18 protein-coding genes are annotated in these 18,585 nt (G+C 69.5%); 9 read left to right on the top strand and 9 right to left on the bottom strand.

The features are described from left to right. Nucleotides 1-16: 16 nt before the first annotated feature. Complete coding sequence (locus tag ACSFBC_RS19510) at nt 17-370, bottom strand: AtuA-related protein (protein ID WP_435512007.1); 354 nt, start codon at nt 368-370, stop codon at nt 17-19. 9 nt (nt 371-379) lie between these two features. Then, a complete protein-coding gene (locus ACSFBC_RS19505; RefSeq protein WP_435512006.1) occupies nt 380-1,735 on the bottom strand; it encodes an acyclic terpene utilization AtuA family protein in 1,356 nt (451 codons plus the stop codon). A 111-nt stretch (nt 1,736-1,846) separates the two neighbouring features. Between ACSFBC_RS19505 and ACSFBC_RS19500 the strand changes: the two genes are divergently transcribed. Both ACSFBC_RS19500 and ACSFBC_RS19495 read left to right on the top strand, forming a co-directional pair. Continuing rightward, the gene (locus ACSFBC_RS19500; RefSeq protein WP_435512005.1) at nt 1,847-2,758 is read left to right on the top strand and encodes a LysR family transcriptional regulator; all 912 of its coding nucleotides are present in this window, start codon (nt 1,847-1,849) and stop codon (nt 2,756-2,758) included. A 41-nt stretch (nt 2,759-2,799) separates the two neighbouring features. Continuing rightward, nucleotides 2,800-3,189, top strand: coding sequence for a DUF1090 domain-containing protein (locus ACSFBC_RS19495; protein ID WP_435512004.1), 390 nt, complete (start codon nt 2,800-2,802; stop codon nt 3,187-3,189). 19 nt (nt 3,190-3,208) lie between these two features. Here the strand turns inward: ACSFBC_RS19495 and ACSFBC_RS19490 are convergent, their stop codons facing one another. The 4 genes from ACSFBC_RS19490 to ACSFBC_RS19475 form a co-directional block, all read right to left on the bottom strand. After that, a complete protein-coding gene (locus tag ACSFBC_RS19490) occupies nt 3,209-4,264 on the bottom strand; it encodes a pirin family protein (protein ID WP_435512003.1) in 1,056 nt (351 codons plus the stop codon). A gap of 122 nt (nt 4,265-4,386) precedes the next feature. Then, nucleotides 4,387-5,190: an IclR family transcriptional regulator gene (locus ACSFBC_RS19485; protein ID WP_435512002.1), complete on the bottom strand. Its 804-nt coding sequence runs from the start codon at nt 5,188-5,190 to the stop codon at nt 4,387-4,389. Between the two features lie 12 nt (nt 5,191-5,202). Beyond that, a complete protein-coding gene (locus ACSFBC_RS19480) occupies nt 5,203-5,655 on the bottom strand; it encodes a MaoC family dehydratase (RefSeq protein WP_435512001.1) in 453 nt (150 codons plus the stop codon). Beyond that, nucleotides 5,652-6,869 carry a CaiB/BaiF CoA transferase family protein gene (locus ACSFBC_RS19475; protein WP_435512000.1) on the bottom strand — a complete coding sequence of 406 codons (1,218 nt, stop codon included), beginning with the start codon at nt 6,867-6,869 and terminating at the stop codon, nt 5,652-5,654. The genes ACSFBC_RS19480 and ACSFBC_RS19475 overlap by 4 nt, the downstream gene beginning before the upstream one ends. Before the next feature lie 160 nt (nt 6,870-7,029). On the opposite strand from ACSFBC_RS19475, the gene ACSFBC_RS19470 reads away from it, so the two are divergent. Genes ACSFBC_RS19470 through ACSFBC_RS19445 form a run of 6 tightly spaced genes read left to right on the top strand, consistent with a single transcriptional unit; the run spans nt 7,030 to nt 13,005 of the window. Then, nucleotides 7,030-8,034: a C4-dicarboxylate TRAP transporter substrate-binding protein gene (locus ACSFBC_RS19470; protein WP_435511999.1), complete on the top strand. Its 1,005-nt coding sequence runs from the start codon at nt 7,030-7,032 to the stop codon at nt 8,032-8,034. A gap of 36 nt (nt 8,035-8,070) precedes the next feature. Next, the gene (locus tag ACSFBC_RS19465; RefSeq protein ID WP_435511998.1) at nt 8,071-8,619 is read left to right on the top strand and encodes a TRAP transporter small permease; all 549 of its coding nucleotides are present in this window, start codon (nt 8,071-8,073) and stop codon (nt 8,617-8,619) included. Then, entirely contained in the window at nt 8,616-9,929 is a 1,314-nt protein-coding gene (locus ACSFBC_RS19460) for a TRAP transporter large permease (RefSeq protein ID WP_435511997.1), read from the top strand. Before ACSFBC_RS19465 ends, ACSFBC_RS19460 begins: the two co-directional genes overlap by 4 nt. A gap of 37 nt (nt 9,930-9,966) precedes the next feature. Further along, a complete protein-coding gene (locus ACSFBC_RS19455) occupies nt 9,967-11,091 on the top strand; it encodes a type 2 periplasmic-binding domain-containing protein (RefSeq protein ID WP_435511996.1) in 1,125 nt (374 codons plus the stop codon). Further along, complete coding sequence (locus ACSFBC_RS19450) at nt 11,088-12,230, top strand: CaiB/BaiF CoA transferase family protein (RefSeq protein ID WP_435511995.1); 1,143 nt, start codon at nt 11,088-11,090, stop codon at nt 12,228-12,230. The genes ACSFBC_RS19455 and ACSFBC_RS19450 overlap by 4 nt, the downstream gene beginning before the upstream one ends. Nucleotides 12,231-12,276: 46 nt before the next feature. After that, nucleotides 12,277-13,005, top strand: coding sequence for an SDR family oxidoreductase (locus ACSFBC_RS19445; protein ID WP_435511994.1), 729 nt, complete (start codon nt 12,277-12,279; stop codon nt 13,003-13,005). Nucleotides 13,006-13,011: 6 nt separating this feature from the next. Here the strand turns inward: ACSFBC_RS19445 and ACSFBC_RS19440 are convergent, their stop codons facing one another. Next, nucleotides 13,012-13,260 (bottom strand): DUF3297 family protein, encoded by a 249-nt coding sequence (locus tag ACSFBC_RS19440; protein ID WP_435511993.1) that lies wholly within the window; start codon nt 13,258-13,260, stop codon nt 13,012-13,014. 52 nt (nt 13,261-13,312) lie between these two features. Between ACSFBC_RS19440 and ACSFBC_RS19435 the strand changes: the two genes are divergently transcribed. Further along, a complete protein-coding gene (locus tag ACSFBC_RS19435) occupies nt 13,313-13,921 on the top strand; it encodes a DNA-3-methyladenine glycosylase (RefSeq protein ID WP_435511992.1) in 609 nt (202 codons plus the stop codon). Here ACSFBC_RS19435 and ACSFBC_RS19430 read toward each other — a convergent pair. Beyond that, on the bottom strand, nt 13,918-15,405 hold the full coding sequence (locus ACSFBC_RS19430) for an efflux transporter outer membrane subunit (protein ID WP_435511991.1): 1,488 nt from the start codon (nt 15,403-15,405) through the stop codon (nt 13,918-13,920). The genes ACSFBC_RS19435 and ACSFBC_RS19430 overlap by 4 nt on opposite strands. Nucleotide 15,406: 1 nt before the next feature. Further along, nucleotides 15,407-18,583: an efflux RND transporter permease subunit gene (locus tag ACSFBC_RS19425; RefSeq protein WP_435511990.1), complete on the bottom strand. Its 3,177-nt coding sequence runs from the start codon at nt 18,581-18,583 to the stop codon at nt 15,407-15,409. Between the last annotated feature and the right edge of the window lie 2 nt (nt 18,584-18,585).

The raw sequence follows: 18,585 nt of genomic DNA, 5'->3' as shown, positions 1-18,585 counted from the left end.
CCTTATTTTTGTGAGGCTAGAGCAGGTGCTGCCCGTGCAGCTTGGGCGCGAGCGCGTCGGGCACCTCGATCTCGAAGCCCAGCACCGCGGCCGACAGCGCCTTGCCGTAGTTGTCCAGGCACAGGCTGCGCGACACGCCGCCGCCGAGCGCGCCGTGGCAGACGAAATTCATCGCGTCGATGTTGCGCACCTCGTAGCGCAGCACCTCGCCGGTGATCGCGCCGCGGTAGAAGGCCTTGAAGCGCTCGGCCGTGAGCTGGTCGCGCAGCAGGTCGTAGAACTCGGGTTCGTAGGCGAACACCGAGATGTTCGAGGTGTTGCCCTTGTCGCCCGAGCGTGCATGAGCCACGTGTTGCAGAAGAACTTTCATGGCGTTGCCTCAGCTTTCGAAATACTGGATGGACGCCGGCACCTGCTCGCGCGGCACCAGCGACGACCACACGCCGATCACCTCGCGCGTGCGCTCCTGGTGCGGCACCCGCTTGCCGGTGTGAGCGATGCCCGAGACGGCCATGCCGTCGACCTCGCGGCCGACCTTCGCGGCCTCTTCGCGGGTCTTGGTGCGCGCCGCCACGCGCACCGCGATCTCGTAGGGCTCGGGCGCATCGGCGGGTGTCGCGTCGCCGTGGATCGCGTTGATGCCCAGGAAGTCGACGCGCATGTCTTCGGCGTCGAGCTTGACGATCTTGAAGCGCTCCTCGAGCACCTTCTTCGCGAGTTGCGCGCGACGCAGCGCGCCCGGGCCGGCGTAGAAGAACATGTCCTCGCCGATGAAGCCCTCGGTGCAGCCGATCGAGACCTTGAGCGTGGGCGTGCGCGGCTTGCCGCCCAGACCGGTCACGCGCACGCGGTCGGGGCCGACCTGCTCGAGCTTGGCGCGGGTGAAGTCGACCACCGCATCGGGCGTGATGTAGTTGGCCGGGTCGTGCACCTCGTAGAGCATCTGCTCCTTCACCGTCTGCAGCGTCACCGCGCCGCCGCTGCCGGCCACCTTGGTGATCACCACGTCGCCGTTGGCCTCGACCTCGGCGATCGGGAAGGCGAAGTTCCAGGGCTCGGGCACGTCCTTGAAGCCGGGGTCGGAGAAGTAGCCGCCGGTCACCTGCGCCCCGCATTCCAGCAGGTGGCCGATGCCGTTGCCCGCGCCCACGCGGTCATGGTCGAGTGGGTCCCAGCCGAACTCGTACATCATCGGCGCCATGAAGATCGACGGGTCGGCCACGCGGCCGGTGACCACGATGCGCGCGCCCGACCGGAGCGCCTCGACGATCGGTTCGGCACCGAGGTAGGCCTCGGCCGAGATCAGCGTGGGCTTCAGGGTGTGCGTGGGCTGGCCGTTCTCGAGGATGGTGTCGGTGAGTTCGAGCACGCGGTCGGTGATCAGGCTGCCGCTCACGGCCGCCACCTTCACGCCGGTCACGCCGATCTCCTGCAGCAGTTCGACGATGCGCTTCGCCGCGGCCACGGGATTGATCCAGCCCTGGTTCGACACGATGCGCGTGCCGTTGCGCATGCAGGCCGGCAGCACCGCGCGCATGCGGTCGTCGAGGTAGGTGTCGTAGCCGGGGAAGCTCGGGTCGCGCCGTGCGCGCACCTGGGCCGCCGACACGGTGGCCTCGGCCATGGTCTCGAAGCAGAGGTAGTCGAGTTCGCCGCGCTCGGCGTTCAGTGCGGCGGGCTCGACGCGGTCGCCCCACCAGGCTGCGCCGGAACCGATCCGGAGGGTCTTGCTCATGTGGTCTTGTCTCCTGTGTGAGCGGACCATTCTGTACAGTGCCCCCGGGCCAGACAACGCACGCCGCAGCACACCGCCTGTGAAGCCGCGGCACAGTACAAAGAAACCCGCATGGACAAATTCGGCGAGATGACGGTCTTCCTCCGCGTGGTGGAAGAAGGCAGCTTTTCAGGCGCGGGCCGGCGGCTGGCGCTGTCGCCCTCGGCCGTGAGCAAGCTCATCGCGCGTCTCGAGGCGCGGTTGCACGTGCGGCTGTTCGAACGCATCGCCGGCGCGATCCGGCTGACCGAGGAAGGCGCGCAGTTCCAGCGCGCGAGCCAGCGGGTGGTCGATGCGATGGCCGAGGCCGAGAACATCGCGGGCGCGGGCGCGGCCGAGACCGAGGTGTCGGGCACGCTGCACATCCACACGCCGCTGACCACCGCCAAGTACCTGCTCGCGCCGCTGTTGCCCGCGCTGATGGCGCGGCACCCGTCGCTCAAGCTCGAGTTCATCATCGGCACCGAGCGCGGCGATTTCGTCAAGCAGGGCATCGACGTGGCCATCCACAGCGGCCGGCCCACCGAGCTGTCGCTGATCGGCCGGCCGCTGATGCCGCGGCCCTGGGTCATCGCGGCCTCGCCGGCCTACCTGCAGGCGCACGGCACGCCGCAGACGCCCGACGAACTGCTGCGCCACCGCTGCCTCAACTTCACCATCCGCACGCAGTGGAACGCCTGGACCTTCCGCGAGAGCGACGGCGCGCTCAAGACCATCGACATCCCGCGCCACATCGGCGCCAACCAGGGCGAGCTGCTGCGCACGCTGGCCATCGAGGGCCTGGGCGTGGTGCGGCTGGCCGAATTCAACATCGCGGCCGACCTGGCGCGCGGCGCGCTGGTGCCCTTGCTGGCCGACTACCGCGAGAAGACCGACGACATGCTCTACGTGCTGTACCCGCGCGGCCGCGTGCTGGCGCCGCGGGTGCGCGCCTTCCTGACTTTTCTCGAGGAGAGTTTTCCGGTGGGCGGTGCGGCAAGATGAGTGCCTGTCCGATCCTCGAAACGCCCACCGAAAGGAATGCCATGCGCAAGTCCCTCTCCCTGATCGCCATGGCCGCCGCGGCACTGGCCTTCGTCCCGCACGCCGCGCTGGCCCAGCCCGCGCCCGGCACCTGCGAATTCAAGAAGGCCGACATCGCGCGCGACATCGAGGAGGCCAAGGCGAAGCAGCAGACGAGCCGTGTGCGCGGCCTGGAGAAGGCGCTGCGCGAGACGCAGGCGAATTGCAGCGACGCCAAGCTGCAGAAGTCGCACCACGCGAGCATCCAGCGTCAGGAGAAGAAGGTGGCCGAGCGCCAGCGCGACCTCGAGAAGGCGCGCTCGCAGGGCAAGGCCGACAAGATCGCCAGCCGCGAGGCCAAGCTGGCCGAGGAAGAAGCGCAGCTGCAGAAGCTGCGCACTGGCGCGCGCTGAACGCTGCGCCGCTCCGGCCTCAGGCCTTGGCCGCCACCGGCCGCTCCTCGTGCCCGTCCGGATGGCGCGCGAAGCGTGCCGGGTCGGTGCCATGCACCGGCGCCTCATCCTTCCAGGGCCAGCCGCCGAACTGGGTGCGGCGGTAGTCCTGCATGGTTTGCGCGATCTCGGCCTGCGTGTTCATCACGAAGGGTCCGTACTGGGCCACCGGCTCGGCGATCGGCTTGCCCTGGAGCACCAGGAACTCGCCCTCGACCGTGCCGTTGACCAGTTCGACCGCCTGGTCGGCGCGCAGCTCGATCGCGGCATGGCCCGTCACCTCGCGGCCGCCCACCTGCACCGACGCGCCCTTGAAGAAGTAGAGGCTGCGGCGCGTGCCGGTGCCCAGCGCGGCCGGCAGCGTCCAGCGGGCGCCGGGCGCCATGCGGATCGTCCAGATGGCGACATCGGAGCCGTCCTGCGCGGCCCATGAATCGGGCGGCGGCGCGAGCGGGCCGTCGGTGGCGCCCGGTGCGCCGTCCACCGGTCCGATGCGGCCGGCCACGCAGGCCACGTCGGTGCTGCGGCCCTCGCCGTCGGTGGCGGTGAAGCGCGGCACGTCCTCGGCCCAGAACATGGTGAAGTGCGGCGCCACCATCTTGTGGCTGGCCGGCAGGTTGAGCCAGATCTGGAACAGTTCGAGCGGATTGGGTGCGGCCGCGTCGAGCAGCGGGAACATCTCCGAATGCACGATGCCCTTGCCGGCGGTCAGCCACTGCACGTCGCCGCCGCCGAAGCGCGCGGCCGCGCCCAGCGAGTCGGAATGGTCGATCAGGCCCTTGCGCACGATGGTCACGGTCTCGAAGCCGCGATGCGGATGACCTGGGAAGCCGGGGATCTCTTCACCGTGGTACATGCTCCAGCCGTCCTTGCGGCTGAAGTCCTGGCCGATGGCGCGGCCGGCCAGCGAGGCGGCCGGACCCATCGCGCCGTTGGCCGCGGGGTAGGCGTCGTCGTGGTAGGCGCAGAACAGGAACGGGTCGATGGTCTCCCACGGAAAGCCGAGGGGCTTGATCTGGACGATGGGGTCGGTCATGGCGGGTCTTCCTTGTGTGCGCCGGTCCGAGGGGACGCGGCGATCCATCGAATATGGGGTCGGATCTGCCGGGGCAAAGGCCGGTGCGGAAGACAGGCTGTTGCGCCTGCGGAACGCTGGCCCTACGCGATGCCCGCGATGCGCCCGATGTCCTCGGCGCATTTCTGCAGCCGCGGCAGCAGGTCGAACAGGTCGTCGTGCGCCGTATGGGTGCCGCGCAGCGACGCGATGGTCAGCACGGCGCGGGTGCGGCCGCGTGCGTTGCCGACCGGCACGCTCAGGTCGCGCCCGCCCACGAAGCGCGCGTTCTCGGCGTAGCCCCAGCCGTCGGCGCGCATCTTGGCCAGCAGCGCGAGGTAGGTCGTGCGTTCGTCGGCGCTGCGGCGCTGGTACTCGGCGCGGCGGCCGAGCAGCTCGTCGCGCTCGTCATCGGGCGCATTGGCCAGCAGCACCTGGCCCGACAGGGTGTCGACCGCCGAATGCAGCGAGCCGGCCTCGACCGACAGCCGGATCGAGGTCGGCGCGTCGACCTGCGTCAGCACCAGCAGCTGGTCGCGGTGCAGCACGCTCAGGTGGCAGGACTCGCGGATGTTGTCGACCAGTTCACGCATCGGCGCGGTGGCCGCGCGCAGCAACTGTTCGTGCGGCGAGTGGGTGCGGCTCAGTTCGAACAGCTTGAGCGTGAGCACGTAGCCGCCGTTGTCCTCGCGCCGCAGGTAGCCGCGTGCCTCCAGTGCGCTCAGCATGCGGAACAGTTCGCTGGGTTCGCGGCCCAGCGCGCGCGCGAGCTGCGCCTGCGTCATCGGCACCGCCTGCGCCGACAGCAGCTCGAGCACGTCGAGCGCTTTCTCGACCGCCGGCACCGCGTACTTGGGGCGGCGTTCGGCGTCGGTGTCGTCGGTCTCGGGGGCGGCGGTGTTCTTCATGGGCCGATCAGTTTAGCCCTGTGCCGCACGCCTTTCGACGATGTGCAGGTGCTCGCAGACCAGCACCGTTTCCTGCCGCTGGTTGGTGACGGTCACGGTCTCGACCACGATGCCGTGGCTGCTGCGCTTGGGGTGGTCGCGCTTGTCGGTGATCGCTACTTTCGAGTAGATCGTGTCGCCGATGAACACCGGCTTCACGAAGCGCAGGCGGTCGTAGCCATAGGACATGGCGCGCGGGTTGATCACCGTGGCCGTCAGGCCGATGCCCACGCTGAAGACCAGCGTGCCGTGCGCGATGCGCTGGCCGAAGTCCTGCGTGGCGCACCAGGCGGCGTCCATGTGGTGGGGGAAGAAGTCGCCGGTCTGGCCGGCGTGCAGCACGATGTCGGCTTCGGTGATGGTGCGGCCGGTGGTGGTGCGCGTGGCGCCCGGCACGTAGTCTTCGAAGAATTGCTCGTGGGTCATGGTGCGAAAGAAGAAGAGGAGGAGGGTGAGGAAGGCAGGCCGTATTCGCGTGCGACGGCTTCGGTGTCGGCGCCCAGGCGCGGCGCGCCCTGGTCGCTGTAGATCCGCCGGCCGTCGATGCGGATCGGGCAGCGCGTGGTCTGCATCGTGGCGCCGCTCGCGCTGCGGATGGTCTGCGTCATGCCCAGCGCGGCGAAGGCCGGGTGCGCGGTGAGTTGCGGCCAGCGCAGCACGTCGGCGCTCCACACGCCGGCCGGCTCGAGGATCGCGAGCCAGTGCGCGCTGTCCTGCGCCAGCAGGTCCTGCTGCAGCTGCTGCTTGAGCGCGTCGCGGTTCCTGAACCAGCCGCTGCGGTCGGCGGCCAGCGCGGCCAGCGCCTGGCTGCCGATCAGGGCGGCGAGCCTGTCCATCGGCGTCATCGCGACCGCCATGAAGCCGTCGCGCGTGCGGTAGATGCCGTAGGGCGCGGCGCCGTGCACGCTCGCATGGTTCTCGGCGGTGCGCGCGGGCTGCGTGCCGTCGCCGTTGAGGAAGGCGGTGAAGGGCTCGAACTGCAGGTCGAGGGCCGACTCGAGCAGGCTCACGTCGACGCGTCCGCCGCGCCCGGTCACGCCGCGCCGCAGCAGCGCCGCGAGGATGCCCTGCACCAGGTGCGCGCCGGTGATCACGTCGATCATCGAGACGCCGGCCGGCACCGGCGGGCCGCTGCCGTCGGCCTGCGCGTCGCCGCCCAGCCAGGCCAGGCCCGAGAGCGATTGCACCAGCAGGTCCTGCCCGGGCTTGTCGCGCCACGGGCCCTCGTCGCCGTAGCCGGTGACGGCCGCGTAGACGATGCGCGGGTTGAGCGCCAGCACACTGGCCGCATCGAGGCCGATGCGCTCCATCACGCCGGGGCGGAAGTTATGGATCATCACGTCGGCGCGTTCGATCAGCGCCTTCACGCGCGCCAGGTCGGCCGGCGCCTTCAGGTCGGCCGCGAAGCTGCGCTTGCGCCGGTTGATGGTGTGGAACAGCGCGCTGTCGCCCTCGAAGGTCTGGTCGGCCAGCACCAGGCCGCGGCACAGGTCGCCGCCGTCGGGGCGCTCGACCTTGACCACGTCGGCGCCCAGATCGGCGAGACGCAGCGCACACGAAGGGCCGGCCAGGAACTGGCTGAAATCCAGCACGCGCAGGCCCGCCAGCGGCAGATCTTCCAGAGTCGATGAATCAGACATGAGCAAACGATAGGTTCATATGAGTTGGCATACGGCTGCCTTGTCGCGGAAAACCCTAATCGACAACACATCCATCTGCCATCATCATTTCATACATGAACTGATAGTTTATATAGGAATTACACCAATGCGCCCCGAGCGCGCTCCCCTGGAGACAACCATGACCTCCCGCCGCACCGTCGTTTCGACCCTGTCCACCCTCGCCGCCGGTCTGGCGCTGGCCCTCGGCGCCGTCGCGCCCGCGGCCGCGCAGAACTACAGCCTGCGCTTCTCCACCTCGCAGGTGAACCCCAACGAGCCGGTCGTGAAGGTGATGCATTCCTTCGCCGACCGCGTGAAGGAGCGCTCGGGCGGGCGCATCACGCTGAACATCTTCACGGGCGACCAGCTGGGCCCGCAGAAGAAGGTCAACGAGATGATCAAGGGCGGTGCCCGCGTGTTGAGCGTGACCGACTACGGCCAGCTGAGCCAGTTCGTGCCCGACCTCGGCATCCTCGCCGGCCCCTACCTCTACGGCAGCCAGGACGAGGCCCGGAAGCTGTTCGCCTCCGACGTGTTCAAGGAAATGTCGGGCCGCCTCGAGCAGCAGGGCATGAAGCTGATCGTGGCCGACGGCCTGTTCGGCGTGCGCCACGTACTCGGCAGCAAGCCGGTGCGCACGCCCGCCGACATGGCCGGCATGACGCTGCGCGTGCCGCCGTCGCCGATCATGCTCGAGACCTTCACCGCCTTCGGCGGCCGGCCCACCGCATTGCCATGGGGCGAGGTCTACAACGCGCTGCAGACCAACGTGGTCGATGCGGCCGAGGCCAACTACGGCTCGCTGGTCGGCTCCAAGCTCTACGAAGTGCGCAAGGTGCTGTCGACCACGGCCCACCAGACGATGTACGTGGCCATGGTCACCAGCACCGACTTCTTCAAGAGCCTGCCGCCCGACCTGCAGACCGTGCTGCTCGAAGAAGGCAAAAAGGCCGGCGCCGAACTGACGCAGCTCACGCTCGCCTCCGACGCGGCGTACGCCGACGAGATGAAGAAGGCCGGCGTGCAGTTCGTCACCGACGTCGACCGCAAGGCCTTCGCCGAGAAGGCCAAGGTCGCCTACGCCAAGGTGCCCGGCCTCACGCCCGGCATGTACGACAAGGTACGCGCCGCGATGACGCGCTGAACGCCCGCTTCGGTCGACACCCACACTTCAAGATCCATGACTGAACCGGTCGTTCCCGCCGCCCCGCCAGCGGCGCTTTCCCCTGCGTCGGTCTCGCCCGGGCCCCTGCTGAGCCTGCGCCGCGCGGACGAGGCCATCGGCGTGCTCTGCGCCTGCGTCATCGTGCTGTCCATCACCTGGGGCGTGATCACGCGCTACCTGTTCCCGCAGCCGGCCTCGTGGACCTTCGAGGTCGCGGTCATCGCCTTCGGCTGGCTGGTGTTCTTCGGCGCCGCGGCCTGCATCCGCTGGCGCATGCATGCCGACGTCGACGCGCTGGTCGCGATGTTCCCGCCCGCCCTGCGCCGCGGCATCTTCATCTTCAACTGGTGGCTGCTGGCCGCGCTGTTCGCCACGCTGGCGGCCATGTTCGTCTGGCAGGCCGTCATCGCGCACTCGATCCGCGTGGTGGTGATCGACATCCCGCGCTCGGTGGTCTACGGCCCGATGGCCTTCGCGTCGCTGCTCATGCTGGTGCAGCACATCCTCCTCAAGCCCTGGGCCACCGGCTGGAAATGGCAACCGTCGTCGGAGATGTCGCTGTGAGTTCGTTCCATCTCTGGCTTCCGGCCATCCTGATGCTGGTGCTGCTGGCCCTGCAGACGCCCATCACCTGGGCCATGGCCATCGCCGCGCTGGGCTTCTTCGCGCTCAACATCGGCGAAATGCCGCTGGCCAATTTCGCGCAGCAGATGGCCGAAGGCACCGAGTCGGTGTCGCTGCTCGCGCTGCCGCTGTTCGTGCTGGCCGGCTGCATCATGAATGCCTCGGGCATCACGCGGCGGCTGCTCAACCTGGCCGAAGTGCTGGTCGGTCACATGACCGGCGCGCTGGCGCAGATGTGCACCGTGCTCGCCACGCTGCTCGGCGGCCTGACCGCCTCGGCCAACGCCGACGCCGCGATGCTGGCCAAGACCATCGGCACCCAGATGGTCGCGCGCGGCTACAGCGCGCCCTTCGCGGCGGTGATCACCTCGTCCGCGGCCATCATCACCGCGCTGATCCCACCCTCGATCGGGCTGATCATCTACGGCTTCCTGGCCGAGGCCTCGATCGGCCGGCTGTTCGCGGCCGGCATCGTGCCCGGCCTGCTGCTGGCCGTGGCGCTGATGTTCACCACCCACGTGCTGGCCATCAAGCGCAAGTACAAGCCGCAGCGCGCCACGCGCGCCAATGCGAAGGAGCTGGGCCAGGCGCTGATCGACGGGCTGTGGGCGCTGTCGATTCCGGTGGTCATCATCCTGGGCACGCGCTACGGCATCTTCACCACCACCGAGTCGGGCGCGATCGTGGTGCTCTACGTGCTGGCCGTCGCGATCTTCGGCTACCGCGAGATGAAGATCGGCCAGCTGCCGGAAGTGCTCGCCGAATCGGTGCGCGACTCGGCCAGCGTGATGATGATGATCTGCGCGGCCTCGGCCTTCGGCTTCTACCTCTCGTGGGAGCAGGTGCCGCAGGCGATGTCGGGCTGGCTCGCGGGCACCACCAAGGACCCGATCCTGCTGCTGCTGCTGATCAACCTGGTGCTGATCGTGCTGGGCACGGCCATCGAGGGTTCGGCCGCGCTGATCATCCTCACGCCCATGCTGCTGCCGCTGATCGACGGCGCACACATCGACAAGGTGCACTTCGGCATCGTGCTGATCACCAACCTCACGATCGCGGGCATCACGCCGCCGGTAGGCGGGCTGATGTACATCTCGTCCCAGACGCTCAAGGTGCGGATGGGCGACTACGCGCGCGAGGTGGTGCCCTACCTCGCGGTGATGATGGGCCTGCTCGTCATCCTCTCGCTCTTCCCGCAGATCTCGCTGTGGCTGCCGAACCTGCTCTACGGCACCGGCGCCGTGCAATGACGCCGGGCGCGCCCGTTCTCTTCCTCGTCGAATCCGCATGACAACCATCACCCTCAAGGGCATGACGTGGGACCACCCACGCGGCTACGAACCCCTGGCCGCCTGCTCGGCGCTGTGGCAGCAGCGCACCGGCGTCCGGATCACCTGGGACCGGCGCTCGCTGCAGGACTTCGAGTCCTTCCCGGTCGACGAACTCGCGCGCCAGTACGACCTGATCGTGATCGACCATCCGCATGTGGGCCAGATCACGCGCGAAGGCTGCCTGCTGCCTTTCGACGAGACGCGGCTCGCGTCGATCGCGCAGGGCACGGTGGGCCGCTCCTTCCCCAGCTACCACTGGCAGGGTCGGCAATGGGCACTGCCCATCGACGCGGCCACGCAGGTGCAGGCCTGGCGGCCCGACCGGCTCGACGCCGCGCCCACCGACTGGGCGCAGGTGCTCGAACTCGCCAAGGCCGGCCGCGTCGCGCTGCCGCTGCGCGCGCCGCATTCACTGATGTGCCTCTACACGCTCTGCGCGCAGCGCGGCGCGCCCGGCCGCGTCGAAGGCCCCGAACTGTTCGACGTCGAAGTGGCCAGCGAAGTCTGCGAGCAGCTGCGCGCGGTGATGGCGTTGATCGACCCGCAATGCCTTGCGATGGACCCGATCGCGGTGTTCGAGGCCATGGCGCTGCCGGACGCGCGCATCGACTGCGTGCCGTTGATCTACGGCTACGTGAACTACGCATGGCAGGGCTTCCGGCCGGTGCGCCTGGGCTTCGCCGACATCCCGCGCTTCCAGGGCCACGGCCCCGTGGGCTCGGCGCTCGGCGGCACCGGCATCGCGGTGTCGGCACGCACGGCGCATGCGAAGGAAGCCTTCGACTTCGCGGTCTGGGTGGCCGATGCCGAGGCGCAGCGCGGTCCCTTCGCGGCCGCTGGCGGCCAGCCCGGCCATGCGGCGGCCTGGGAAGACGACGCGGTCAACGCCACCGCCGGCGACTTCTACCGTGCCACGCGCGCCACGCTCGAAGGCGCCTGGGTGCGGCCGCGGCACGACGGCTACATGGCCTTCCAGCACGCGGCCTCGCTGCGGCTCAACGCCGGGCTGCAATCCGACGAGCCGGCGCGCGCGATCGTGCAGGCGCTCAACGCACTGTTCAGCGAAAGCCTGGCGCCATGACCGCGCCGCTCGACGGCCTGCTGGTGCTCGACCTCGCGCAGTTCCTGTCGGGGCCCTCGGCCGCCCTGCGGCTGGGCGACCTGGGCGCACGCGTGATCAAGGTCGAGCGTCCGGGCAGCGGCGACATCTGCCGCACGCTCTACCTCACCGACACCGACGTGGGGGGCGACTCCACGCTGTTCCATGCGATCAACCGCAACAAGGAAAGCCTGGCGATCGACCTCAAGAAACCCGAGGACCTGGCCGCGCTGAAGCGGCTGGTGGCGCGGGCCGACGTGCTGATCCAGAACTTCCGCCCGGGCGTGATCGAGCGCCTGGGCCTGGGCTACGAAGCGGTGAAGGCGATCAATCCGCGACTGGTCTATGCGGGCGTGTCGGGCTACGGCGAGACCGGCCCCTGGGCCGACATGCCGGGGCAGGACCTGCTCGCGCAATCGCTCTCGGGCGTGACCTGGCTCAACGGCCACGAGGGCGACGGCCCGGTGCCGCTCGGGCTCTCGATCGCCGACATGCTGGCCGGCCATGCGCTGACCGAAGGCGTCCTCGCGGCGCTGGTGCGGCGCGGCATCACCGGCGAGGGCGCGCATGTGCAGACCAGCCTGCTCGAGGCGCTGGTGGACCTGCAGTTCGAGCTGCTCACCACGCACCTCAACGACGGCAAGCGCCTTCCCGCGCGCGCGGGCTTCCGCAACGCCAACGCCTACCTCGCCGCGCCCTACGGCATCTACCCGACCCGCGACGGCTACCTGGCGCTCGCGATGATGCCGCTCGCGCAGCTGGCGCAGGCCTTGCCGCTGCCGGCGCTCGACGGTTACGGCGCGCAGGACGCCTTCACGAAACGCGACGACATCAAGCGGCTGATCGCGGCCACGCTGTCGGCGCACGACACCGCGCACTGGCTCGCACGGTTGCAGCCCGCCGACGTGTGGTGCGCCGAAGTGCTCGACTGGCCGCGCCTGCTGCAGAGCAAGGCCTTCGGCCTGCTCGACATGCTGCAGACCGTGGAGCGCGGCGACGGCACACCGGTGCACACCACGCGCGGCCCGGTGCGCATCGACGGCGCACGCGCACGCAGCGCCCGTGGCGCGCCGCGCGTGGGCGAGCACAGCGTGCCGATCCGTGCCGAGTTCGGCCTCTGACCCTTCTCTCTTCCTCCCTCAACGTTTCATTCAGCCAAGCAACACCATGAGCCTCGCAGGCAAGACCGTCCTCATCACCGCCGCCGCCCAAGGCATCGGCCGCGCCAGCGTCGAAGCCTTCTCGCGTGCAGGCGCCACCGTCTGGGCCACCGACATCAACGAGGCCGCGCTGGCCGAACTCGCGGCGCTGCCGGGCGTGAAAACCCGCCGGCTCGACGTGCTGCAGGACAGCGCCGTGCAGGCACTGGTGGCCGAGATCGGCACGGTCGACGTGCTGTTCAACTGCGCGGGCGTGGTGCACGCGGGCAACGTGCTAGAGGCGCCCGAGAAGGACCTGGACTTCGCCTACGACCTCAACGTCAAGGCCATGGTGCGCACCATCCGCGCGGTGCTGCCCGGCATGCTCGCGCGCAAGGATGGCGCGATCATCAACATGGCTTCGGTGGCCAGCAGCGTGAAGGGCGTGCCCAACCGCTTCGCCTACGGCGTGACCAAGGCGGCCGTGATCGGCCTGACGAAATCGGTCGCGGCCGACTTCGTGGCGCAGGGCGTGCGCTGCAACGCGATCTGCCCCGGCACGGTCGATTCGCCCTCGCTGCACGAGCGGCTGCGCGCGCAAGGCGACTACGAGACCGCGCGCACCGCCTTCATCGCGCGCCAGCCCATCGGCCGCATCGGTCAGCCCGAGGAGATCGCCGACCTGGTGCTCTACCTGGCGCAGGCGACCTACACCACCGGCCAGATCCACGTGATCGACGGCGGCTGGGCGATCTGAGTTGCCTTACCGATAGAAAACTTCTACGCGTCCTTTTAGCTTGAGCATCAGCGGCTTGCCCTTGCGGTCGAGCGTCTTGCCGGCCGGCACCTTGATCCAGCCTTCGCTGATGCAGTACTCCTCGACGTCGGCGCGGTCCTTGTCGTTGAAGCGGATGCCGATGTCGTGCTCGAACACGGCGGCCACATGGTGCGGGCTGCGCGGGTCGATGGAAAGATGGTCGGGCAGGGCGGGGCGGTCGGTGGTGTCGGTCATGGCATGTGATTTCTTCGAAGCCGCCATTTTCTCTGGGAAACTGCATCGGTCCATGCCGCGCTCTTCCCCGTCTGCCCTGCACCGCCTTGCCGCCATCGATTTCGACGCCCCGTCGGAAGACGTGGCGCGCGCGCTGATCGGCGTCACGCTGCTGGTCGACGGCGTGGGCGGGCGCATCGTCGAGACCGAGGCCTACGACCGCGACGACCCGGCCTCGCACACCTTCGGCGGGCCGACGCTGCGCAATGCCGCCATGTTCGGGCCCTCGGGCCGGGCCTATGTCTACCGCTCCTACGGCATCCACTGGTGCCTGAACTTCGTGTGCCGCGAGGCCGGCCATGGCGCCGGGGTGCTGATCCGCGCGCTCGAGCCCACGGCCGGGCTGGCGACCATGCGCCGCCGGCGCGGGCTCGAGGACCTGCGGCTGCTGTGCGCAGGCCCGGGCCGGGTCGGCCAGGCGCTGGGCATCGATGCGGGCTTCAACGGCCAGGCGCTCGATGCGCCGCCCTTCGCGCTGATCGCCGCGCCGGGCGACCAGCCGCCGGCGCAGGTCGAGGTCGGCCCGCGCATCGGCATCACGAAGGCGGCCGAGGTGCCCTGGCGCTTCGGCGAAAAGGGCTCGCGCTTCCTCAGCAAGCCTTTCCGTACCGCCAGCCGTTAACCGCCGGTCGAAACGGGCGCGGCGTTGCCGGCCGCCTGCTCGGTCGTCTCGCGCCAGCCGCCGCCCAGCACCTTGTAGAGCGTGAGCCGGTTGGCCTGCTCGATCAGTTGCAGGCTGATCAGCGACTGCTGCACGACGTAGAGCGAGCGTTGGGCATCGAGCACGTCGAGGTAGGCCGCGCCGCCGCTCTTGAACAGCGCGTCGGACAACTCGAAGGCGCGCGTGGTCGCGGCCACCAGCGACTGCTGCGCCGCGAGGCGCTCGCCCAGCGTGCGGCGCGCGGCCAGCGCGTCGGCGACCTCGCGGAACGCCACCTGCAGCGTCTTCTCATACGTCGCCAGCTGGATCTGCTGCTGCGCTTGTGCCACGCCCAGGTTCGCGCGGTTGAGGCCGGCGTCGAAGATCGGTAGGCTGATCGAGGGCGCGAAGCTCCAGGCCGCGCTGCCGTCCTTGAACAGGCCCGACAGGCTGCTGCTGGCCGTGCCCGCCGAGCCGGTCAGCGTGATGCGCGGATAGAAGGCTGCGCGCGCGGCGCCGATGTTGGCGTTGCTCGCGCGCAGCGCATGCTCGGCCGCCTGCACGTCGGGCCGCTGCTGCAGCACCGACGACGGCAGCTCGGCCGGCGGCGGCAGCAACTGGGCCGCGGGCGCCTGCGCGATCTCGGTGATCGGCGGTGGCAGCAGCGCGGGCGGCACGGCGGTGCCGACCAGCAGCGTCAGCGCGTTGCGGCTCTGCTCGACCTGGCTGTCGTACGCCGCGGCATCGGCGCGCGCGGTATCGACCGTGGTCTGCGCCTGCGCCAAGGCCAGGCCCGACTGGGCGCCGAGCTCGTAGCTGCGCCGGATCAGGTCGAAGGATTTCTGCCGGCTGGCCAGCGTGTCGCGCGCGAGCTGCAGGCGCTGCTGGTCGGTCGCGAGCACCAGCCAGGCCGTGGCCACCTCGGCCACCAGGCTGATCTGCGTGCCGCGGCGTGCATCTTCCGTGGTGAAGTAGCTCTCGATCGCGGCCTCGTTGAGGTTGCGCACGCGGCCGAACAGGTCGAGCTCGTAGCTGGTCAGCCCCAGGTTGACGTTGTACTGCGTCGCGGTGCGCGACACGCCGCTGGCCGACACGCTGCCCGGCGTGCGTGCGCGGCTGCCCCCCGCACCCAGGCCGACCGAGGGAAAGGCCGACGCGCGCGAAATGCCGTACTGCGCCAGCGCGCGTTCGATGTTGAGCGCGGCGACGCGCGCATCGCGGTTGTTCGCGAGTGTCAGCTCGACCACGCCGCGCAGCCGCGCATCGACGAAGAAGTCGCGCCAGCCGAGGTCGCGCGCGGCCGTGGCGTTGGTGTCGGCGCCCGCGCCCGAAGTCCAGGCCTCGGGTACCGGTGCGGCGGGTTGCGTGTATTGCGGCGCGAGGTTGACGCAGCCCGCGAGCAGCGCCGCGGGGAGCACGAGACCGAAGCTGGCGCGTCGCAGCAGGGAAGCGGTGTGGCGCGTCATCTCAGTGGGTCCCTTGCTCGATGGCCGGCGTGGCGGTCGACGGTGCGTTCTTGCGCGCGCGGCGACGCTCCATGAAGCTGCTGATCAACACGAAGAACAGCGGCACGAAGAAGATGCCCAGCGCCGTGCCCACCACCATGCCGCCCAGCACCGCCGTGCCGATCGACTGGCGGCCGCCGGCCCCCGCGCCGGTGCCGATGGCCAGCGGCAGCACGCCGAAGCCGAAGGCCAGCGAGGTCATCAGGATCGGCCGCAGCCGCAGGCGCACGGCCTGCATCGTGGCCTCGACCACGCTCTTGCCCTGCTCGTGCAACTGCTTGGCGAACTCCACGATCAGGATCGCGTTCTTCGACGACAGCCCCACGGTGGTGAGCAGCCCGACCTGGAAGTACACGTCGTTGCTCAAGCCGCGCGTCCAGGTGAACAGCAGCGCGCCCACCACGCCCAGCGGCACCACCAGGATCACCGAGAAGGGCACCGACCAGCTCTCGTACAGCGCGGCCAGGCACAGGAACACGAACAGGATCGAGATGGCGTAGAGCAGCGGCGCCTGCGCGCCCGACAGCCGCTCCTGGTAGGACGCGCCGGTCCATTCGTAGCCGATGCCCTGCGGCATCTGCTTCATCACTTCTTCCACCGCCAGCATCGCCGCGCCCGAGCTCACGCCCGCGGCCGCGTCGCCCACGAACTCGTAGCTGGGGCTGCCGTTGTAGCGGATGAGCTGCGGCGAGCCGTAGGTCCAGCGCGTGCTCGAGAAGGCGCCGAAGGGCACCATCTGGCCCAGCGTGTTGCGCACGCTCCAGCGGCCGATGTCGCTGGGCAGCATGCGGAAGGCGGTATCGCCCTGCATGTAGACGCGTTTCACGCGGCCGTTGTTCAGGAAGTCATTGACGTAGGTGCCGCCCATCGCGGTCGACAGCGTGCTGTCGATGGCGCTGGTCTGCAGGCTCAGCGCACCGGCGCGCGCGTCGTCGATGTCGACCGCGAACTCGGGCGTGTCTTCCAGGTTGTTGCTGCGCACGTTGACCATTTCGGGCCGCGCGTTGAGCAGCTGCAGCGCCTGGTCGCGCGCCTTGAGCAGCGCGTCGTGGCCCAGCGCGTTCAGGTCCTTCAGGAAGAAGTTGAAGCCCGCGTTGGCGCCCAGCCCGCGCACCGCCGGCGGCAGCAGCACGAAGATGCGCGCGTCGCGGATGGTCGCGAGGTCCTTGCTCGCGCGCCGCGTGATGGCCGCGGCCGAGCTGTCCTTGCCGGTGCGTTCGCTCCAGTCCTTGAGCTTCACGAAGGCGCGGGCCGAACTCTGGTCGCCGTTCTGGCCGGTCAGCAGGTTGATCGCCACCACTTCGGGCTGCTTGCCGAAGTAGTCCTGCACCTGCTGGATCACCGGCTGCAGCCGGGCGTTCGACGAGCCGGGCGGCAGCGTGATCTGCACCTGCACGAAGCCCTGGTCTTCGTCGGGCAGGAAGGAGGTGGGCAGCCGCATGAACATGAAGGCCATCACCGCACAGATGCCCACGTAGACCAGCAGGCTGCGCTTGCCGCGGCGCAGGATGCCGCCCACGATGCCCTGGTAGCGGTCGGCGCCGCTGTCGAAGCGCCGGTTGAAGCCCGCGAAGAAGCGGTCGACATAGCCCAGCGGCCCGCGGCGCGGCGCGCCGTGCGGCGAGTGCGCGCCCTTGGGCACGGGCTTGAGCAGTGTGGCGCACAACGCCGGCGTGAGCGTGACCGCGACCAGCACCGACAGCACCATCGCCGAGACGATGGTGATCGAGAACTGGCGGTAGATCACGCCGGTCGAGCCGCCGAAGAAGGCCATCGGGATGAACACCGCCGACAGCACCAGCGCGATGCCCACCAGCGCGGGCGTGATCTCGGCCATCGATTTCTTGGTGGCCTCCTTGGGCGACAGCCCCTCCTCGCTCATCACCCGCTCGACGTTCTCGACCACCACGATGGCGTCGTCCACCAGCAGGCCGATGGCCAGCACCATGCCGAACATCGTCAGCGTGTTGATCGAGTAGCCGAACACCGAGAGCACGCCGAAGGTGCCCAGCAGCACCACCGGCACCGCGATCGCGGGGATCAGCGTGGCGCGGAAGTTCTGCAGGAAGATGTACATCACCAGCACGACCAGCAGCATGGCCTCGGCCAGCGCCTTGACCACTTCCTCGATCGACGCGCTCACGAAGGGCGTGGTGTCGTAGCTCACGAAGGTCTCGAGCTGGTTCGGGAAGAAGGGCTTGAGCTCTGCGATCTTGGCGTTGACCGCCGCGGCCACCTGCACCGCGTTGGCGCCGTCGGCCAGCACCACGCCCAGGCCGGCGCCGGGCCGGCCGCTGAGCACCGAGCGCACCGTCAGGTTCTCGGCGCCGAGCTCGATCCGGGCCACGTCCTGCAGCCGCACCACCGCGCCGTCGGGCGTGGCGCGCAGCACCACGGCGCCGAACTGCTCGACCGTCTTGAGCTTGCTGCGCGCGGTGATCGTGGCATTGAGCTGCTGCGTGCCGGTGGCGGGCAGCGCGCCCAGCTGGCCGGCCGAGACCTGCGCGTTCTGGGCCTGCAGCGCTGAATTCACGTCCGAGGGCATGAGCGCGTACTTGCGCAGCTTGTCGGGGTCGAGCCAGATGCGCATCGCGTAGCCGGTGCCCAGCGTCTGCACCTCGCCCACGCCGTCGATGCGGCTGATCACGTCGACCAGGTTGCTCGTGATGTAGTCGCCCACGTCGACCGCCGAGGCGCTGCCGTCGTCCGAGTACATCGAGACGATCATCAGGAAGTCGTTGCCGCCCTTGATCACGAACACGCCGCGGGTCTGCACCTGCTGCGGCAGCCGCGCCATCGCGGGCTGCAGCTTGTTCTGCACCTGCATCTGCGCGACGTCGATGTTGGTGCCCGGGGCGAAGGTCAGCTGGATGCGCGAGACGCCGGAGGAGTTGCTCGTGCCCTGGATGTACAGCAGGTTGTCCACGCCGGTCATCTGCTGCTCGATCACCTGGGTGACCGAGTCTTCCACCGTCTTGGCCGAAGCGCCGGTGTAGGTCGAGACGATGGACACGCGCGGCGGTGCGATGTCCGGGTACTGCTCCAGCGGCAGCGTGCGGATCGACATCAGCCCCGCGAGCATGACCACGATGGACAGCACCCACGCGAAGATGGGGCGGTCGATGAAGAACTGTGCCATGC

The organism is Variovorax frigidus, assembly GCF_051216515.1.
GTDB lineage: Bacteria > Pseudomonadota > Gammaproteobacteria > Burkholderiales > Burkholderiaceae_C > Variovorax.
The sequence above is the reverse complement of the archived record's forward strand: the minus strand, read 5'-3'. Positions and strand labels throughout refer to the sequence as shown.

What these genes read in the sequence shown, in the direction of transcription:
- ACSFBC_RS19510 (WP_435512007.1), bottom strand. Translation starts at nt 370, where the DNA reads ATGAAAGTTCTTCTGCAACACGTGGCTCATGCACGCTCGGGCGACAAG.
- ACSFBC_RS19505 (WP_435512006.1), bottom strand. Translation starts at nt 1,735, where the DNA reads ATGAGCAAGACCCTCCGGATCGGTTCCGGCGCAGCCTGGTGGGGCGAC.
- ACSFBC_RS19500 (WP_435512005.1), top strand. Translation starts at nt 1,847, where the DNA reads ATGGACAAATTCGGCGAGATGACGGTCTTCCTCCGCGTGGTGGAAGAA.
- ACSFBC_RS19495 (WP_435512004.1), top strand. Translation starts at nt 2,800, where the DNA reads ATGCGCAAGTCCCTCTCCCTGATCGCCATGGCCGCCGCGGCACTGGCC.
- ACSFBC_RS19490 (WP_435512003.1), bottom strand. Translation starts at nt 4,264, where the DNA reads ATGACCGACCCCATCGTCCAGATCAAGCCCCTCGGCTTTCCGTGGGAG.
- ACSFBC_RS19485 (WP_435512002.1), bottom strand. Translation starts at nt 5,190, where the DNA reads ATGAAGAACACCGCCGCCCCCGAGACCGACGACACCGACGCCGAACGC.
- ACSFBC_RS19480 (WP_435512001.1), bottom strand. Translation starts at nt 5,655, where the DNA reads ATGACCCACGAGCAATTCTTCGAAGACTACGTGCCGGGCGCCACGCGC.
- ACSFBC_RS19475 (WP_435512000.1), bottom strand. Translation starts at nt 6,869, where the DNA reads ATGTCTGATTCATCGACTCTGGAAGATCTGCCGCTGGCGGGCCTGCGC.
- ACSFBC_RS19470 (WP_435511999.1), top strand. Translation starts at nt 7,030, where the DNA reads ATGACCTCCCGCCGCACCGTCGTTTCGACCCTGTCCACCCTCGCCGCC.
- ACSFBC_RS19465 (WP_435511998.1), top strand. Translation starts at nt 8,071, where the DNA reads ATGACTGAACCGGTCGTTCCCGCCGCCCCGCCAGCGGCGCTTTCCCCT.
- ACSFBC_RS19455 (WP_435511996.1), top strand. Translation starts at nt 9,967, where the DNA reads ATGACAACCATCACCCTCAAGGGCATGACGTGGGACCACCCACGCGGC.
- ACSFBC_RS19450 (WP_435511995.1), top strand. Translation starts at nt 11,088, where the DNA reads ATGACCGCGCCGCTCGACGGCCTGCTGGTGCTCGACCTCGCGCAGTTC.
- ACSFBC_RS19445 (WP_435511994.1), top strand. Translation starts at nt 12,277, where the DNA reads ATGAGCCTCGCAGGCAAGACCGTCCTCATCACCGCCGCCGCCCAAGGC.
- ACSFBC_RS19440 (WP_435511993.1), bottom strand. Translation starts at nt 13,260, where the DNA reads ATGACCGACACCACCGACCGCCCCGCCCTGCCCGACCATCTTTCCATC.
- ACSFBC_RS19435 (WP_435511992.1), top strand. Translation starts at nt 13,313, where the DNA reads ATGCCGCGCTCTTCCCCGTCTGCCCTGCACCGCCTTGCCGCCATCGAT.
- ACSFBC_RS19430 (WP_435511991.1), bottom strand. Translation starts at nt 15,405, where the DNA reads ATGACGCGCCACACCGCTTCCCTGCTGCGACGCGCCAGCTTCGGTCTC.
- ACSFBC_RS19425 (WP_435511990.1), bottom strand. Translation starts at nt 18,583, where the DNA reads ATGGCACAGTTCTTCATCGACCGCCCCATCTTCGCGTGGGTGCTGTCC.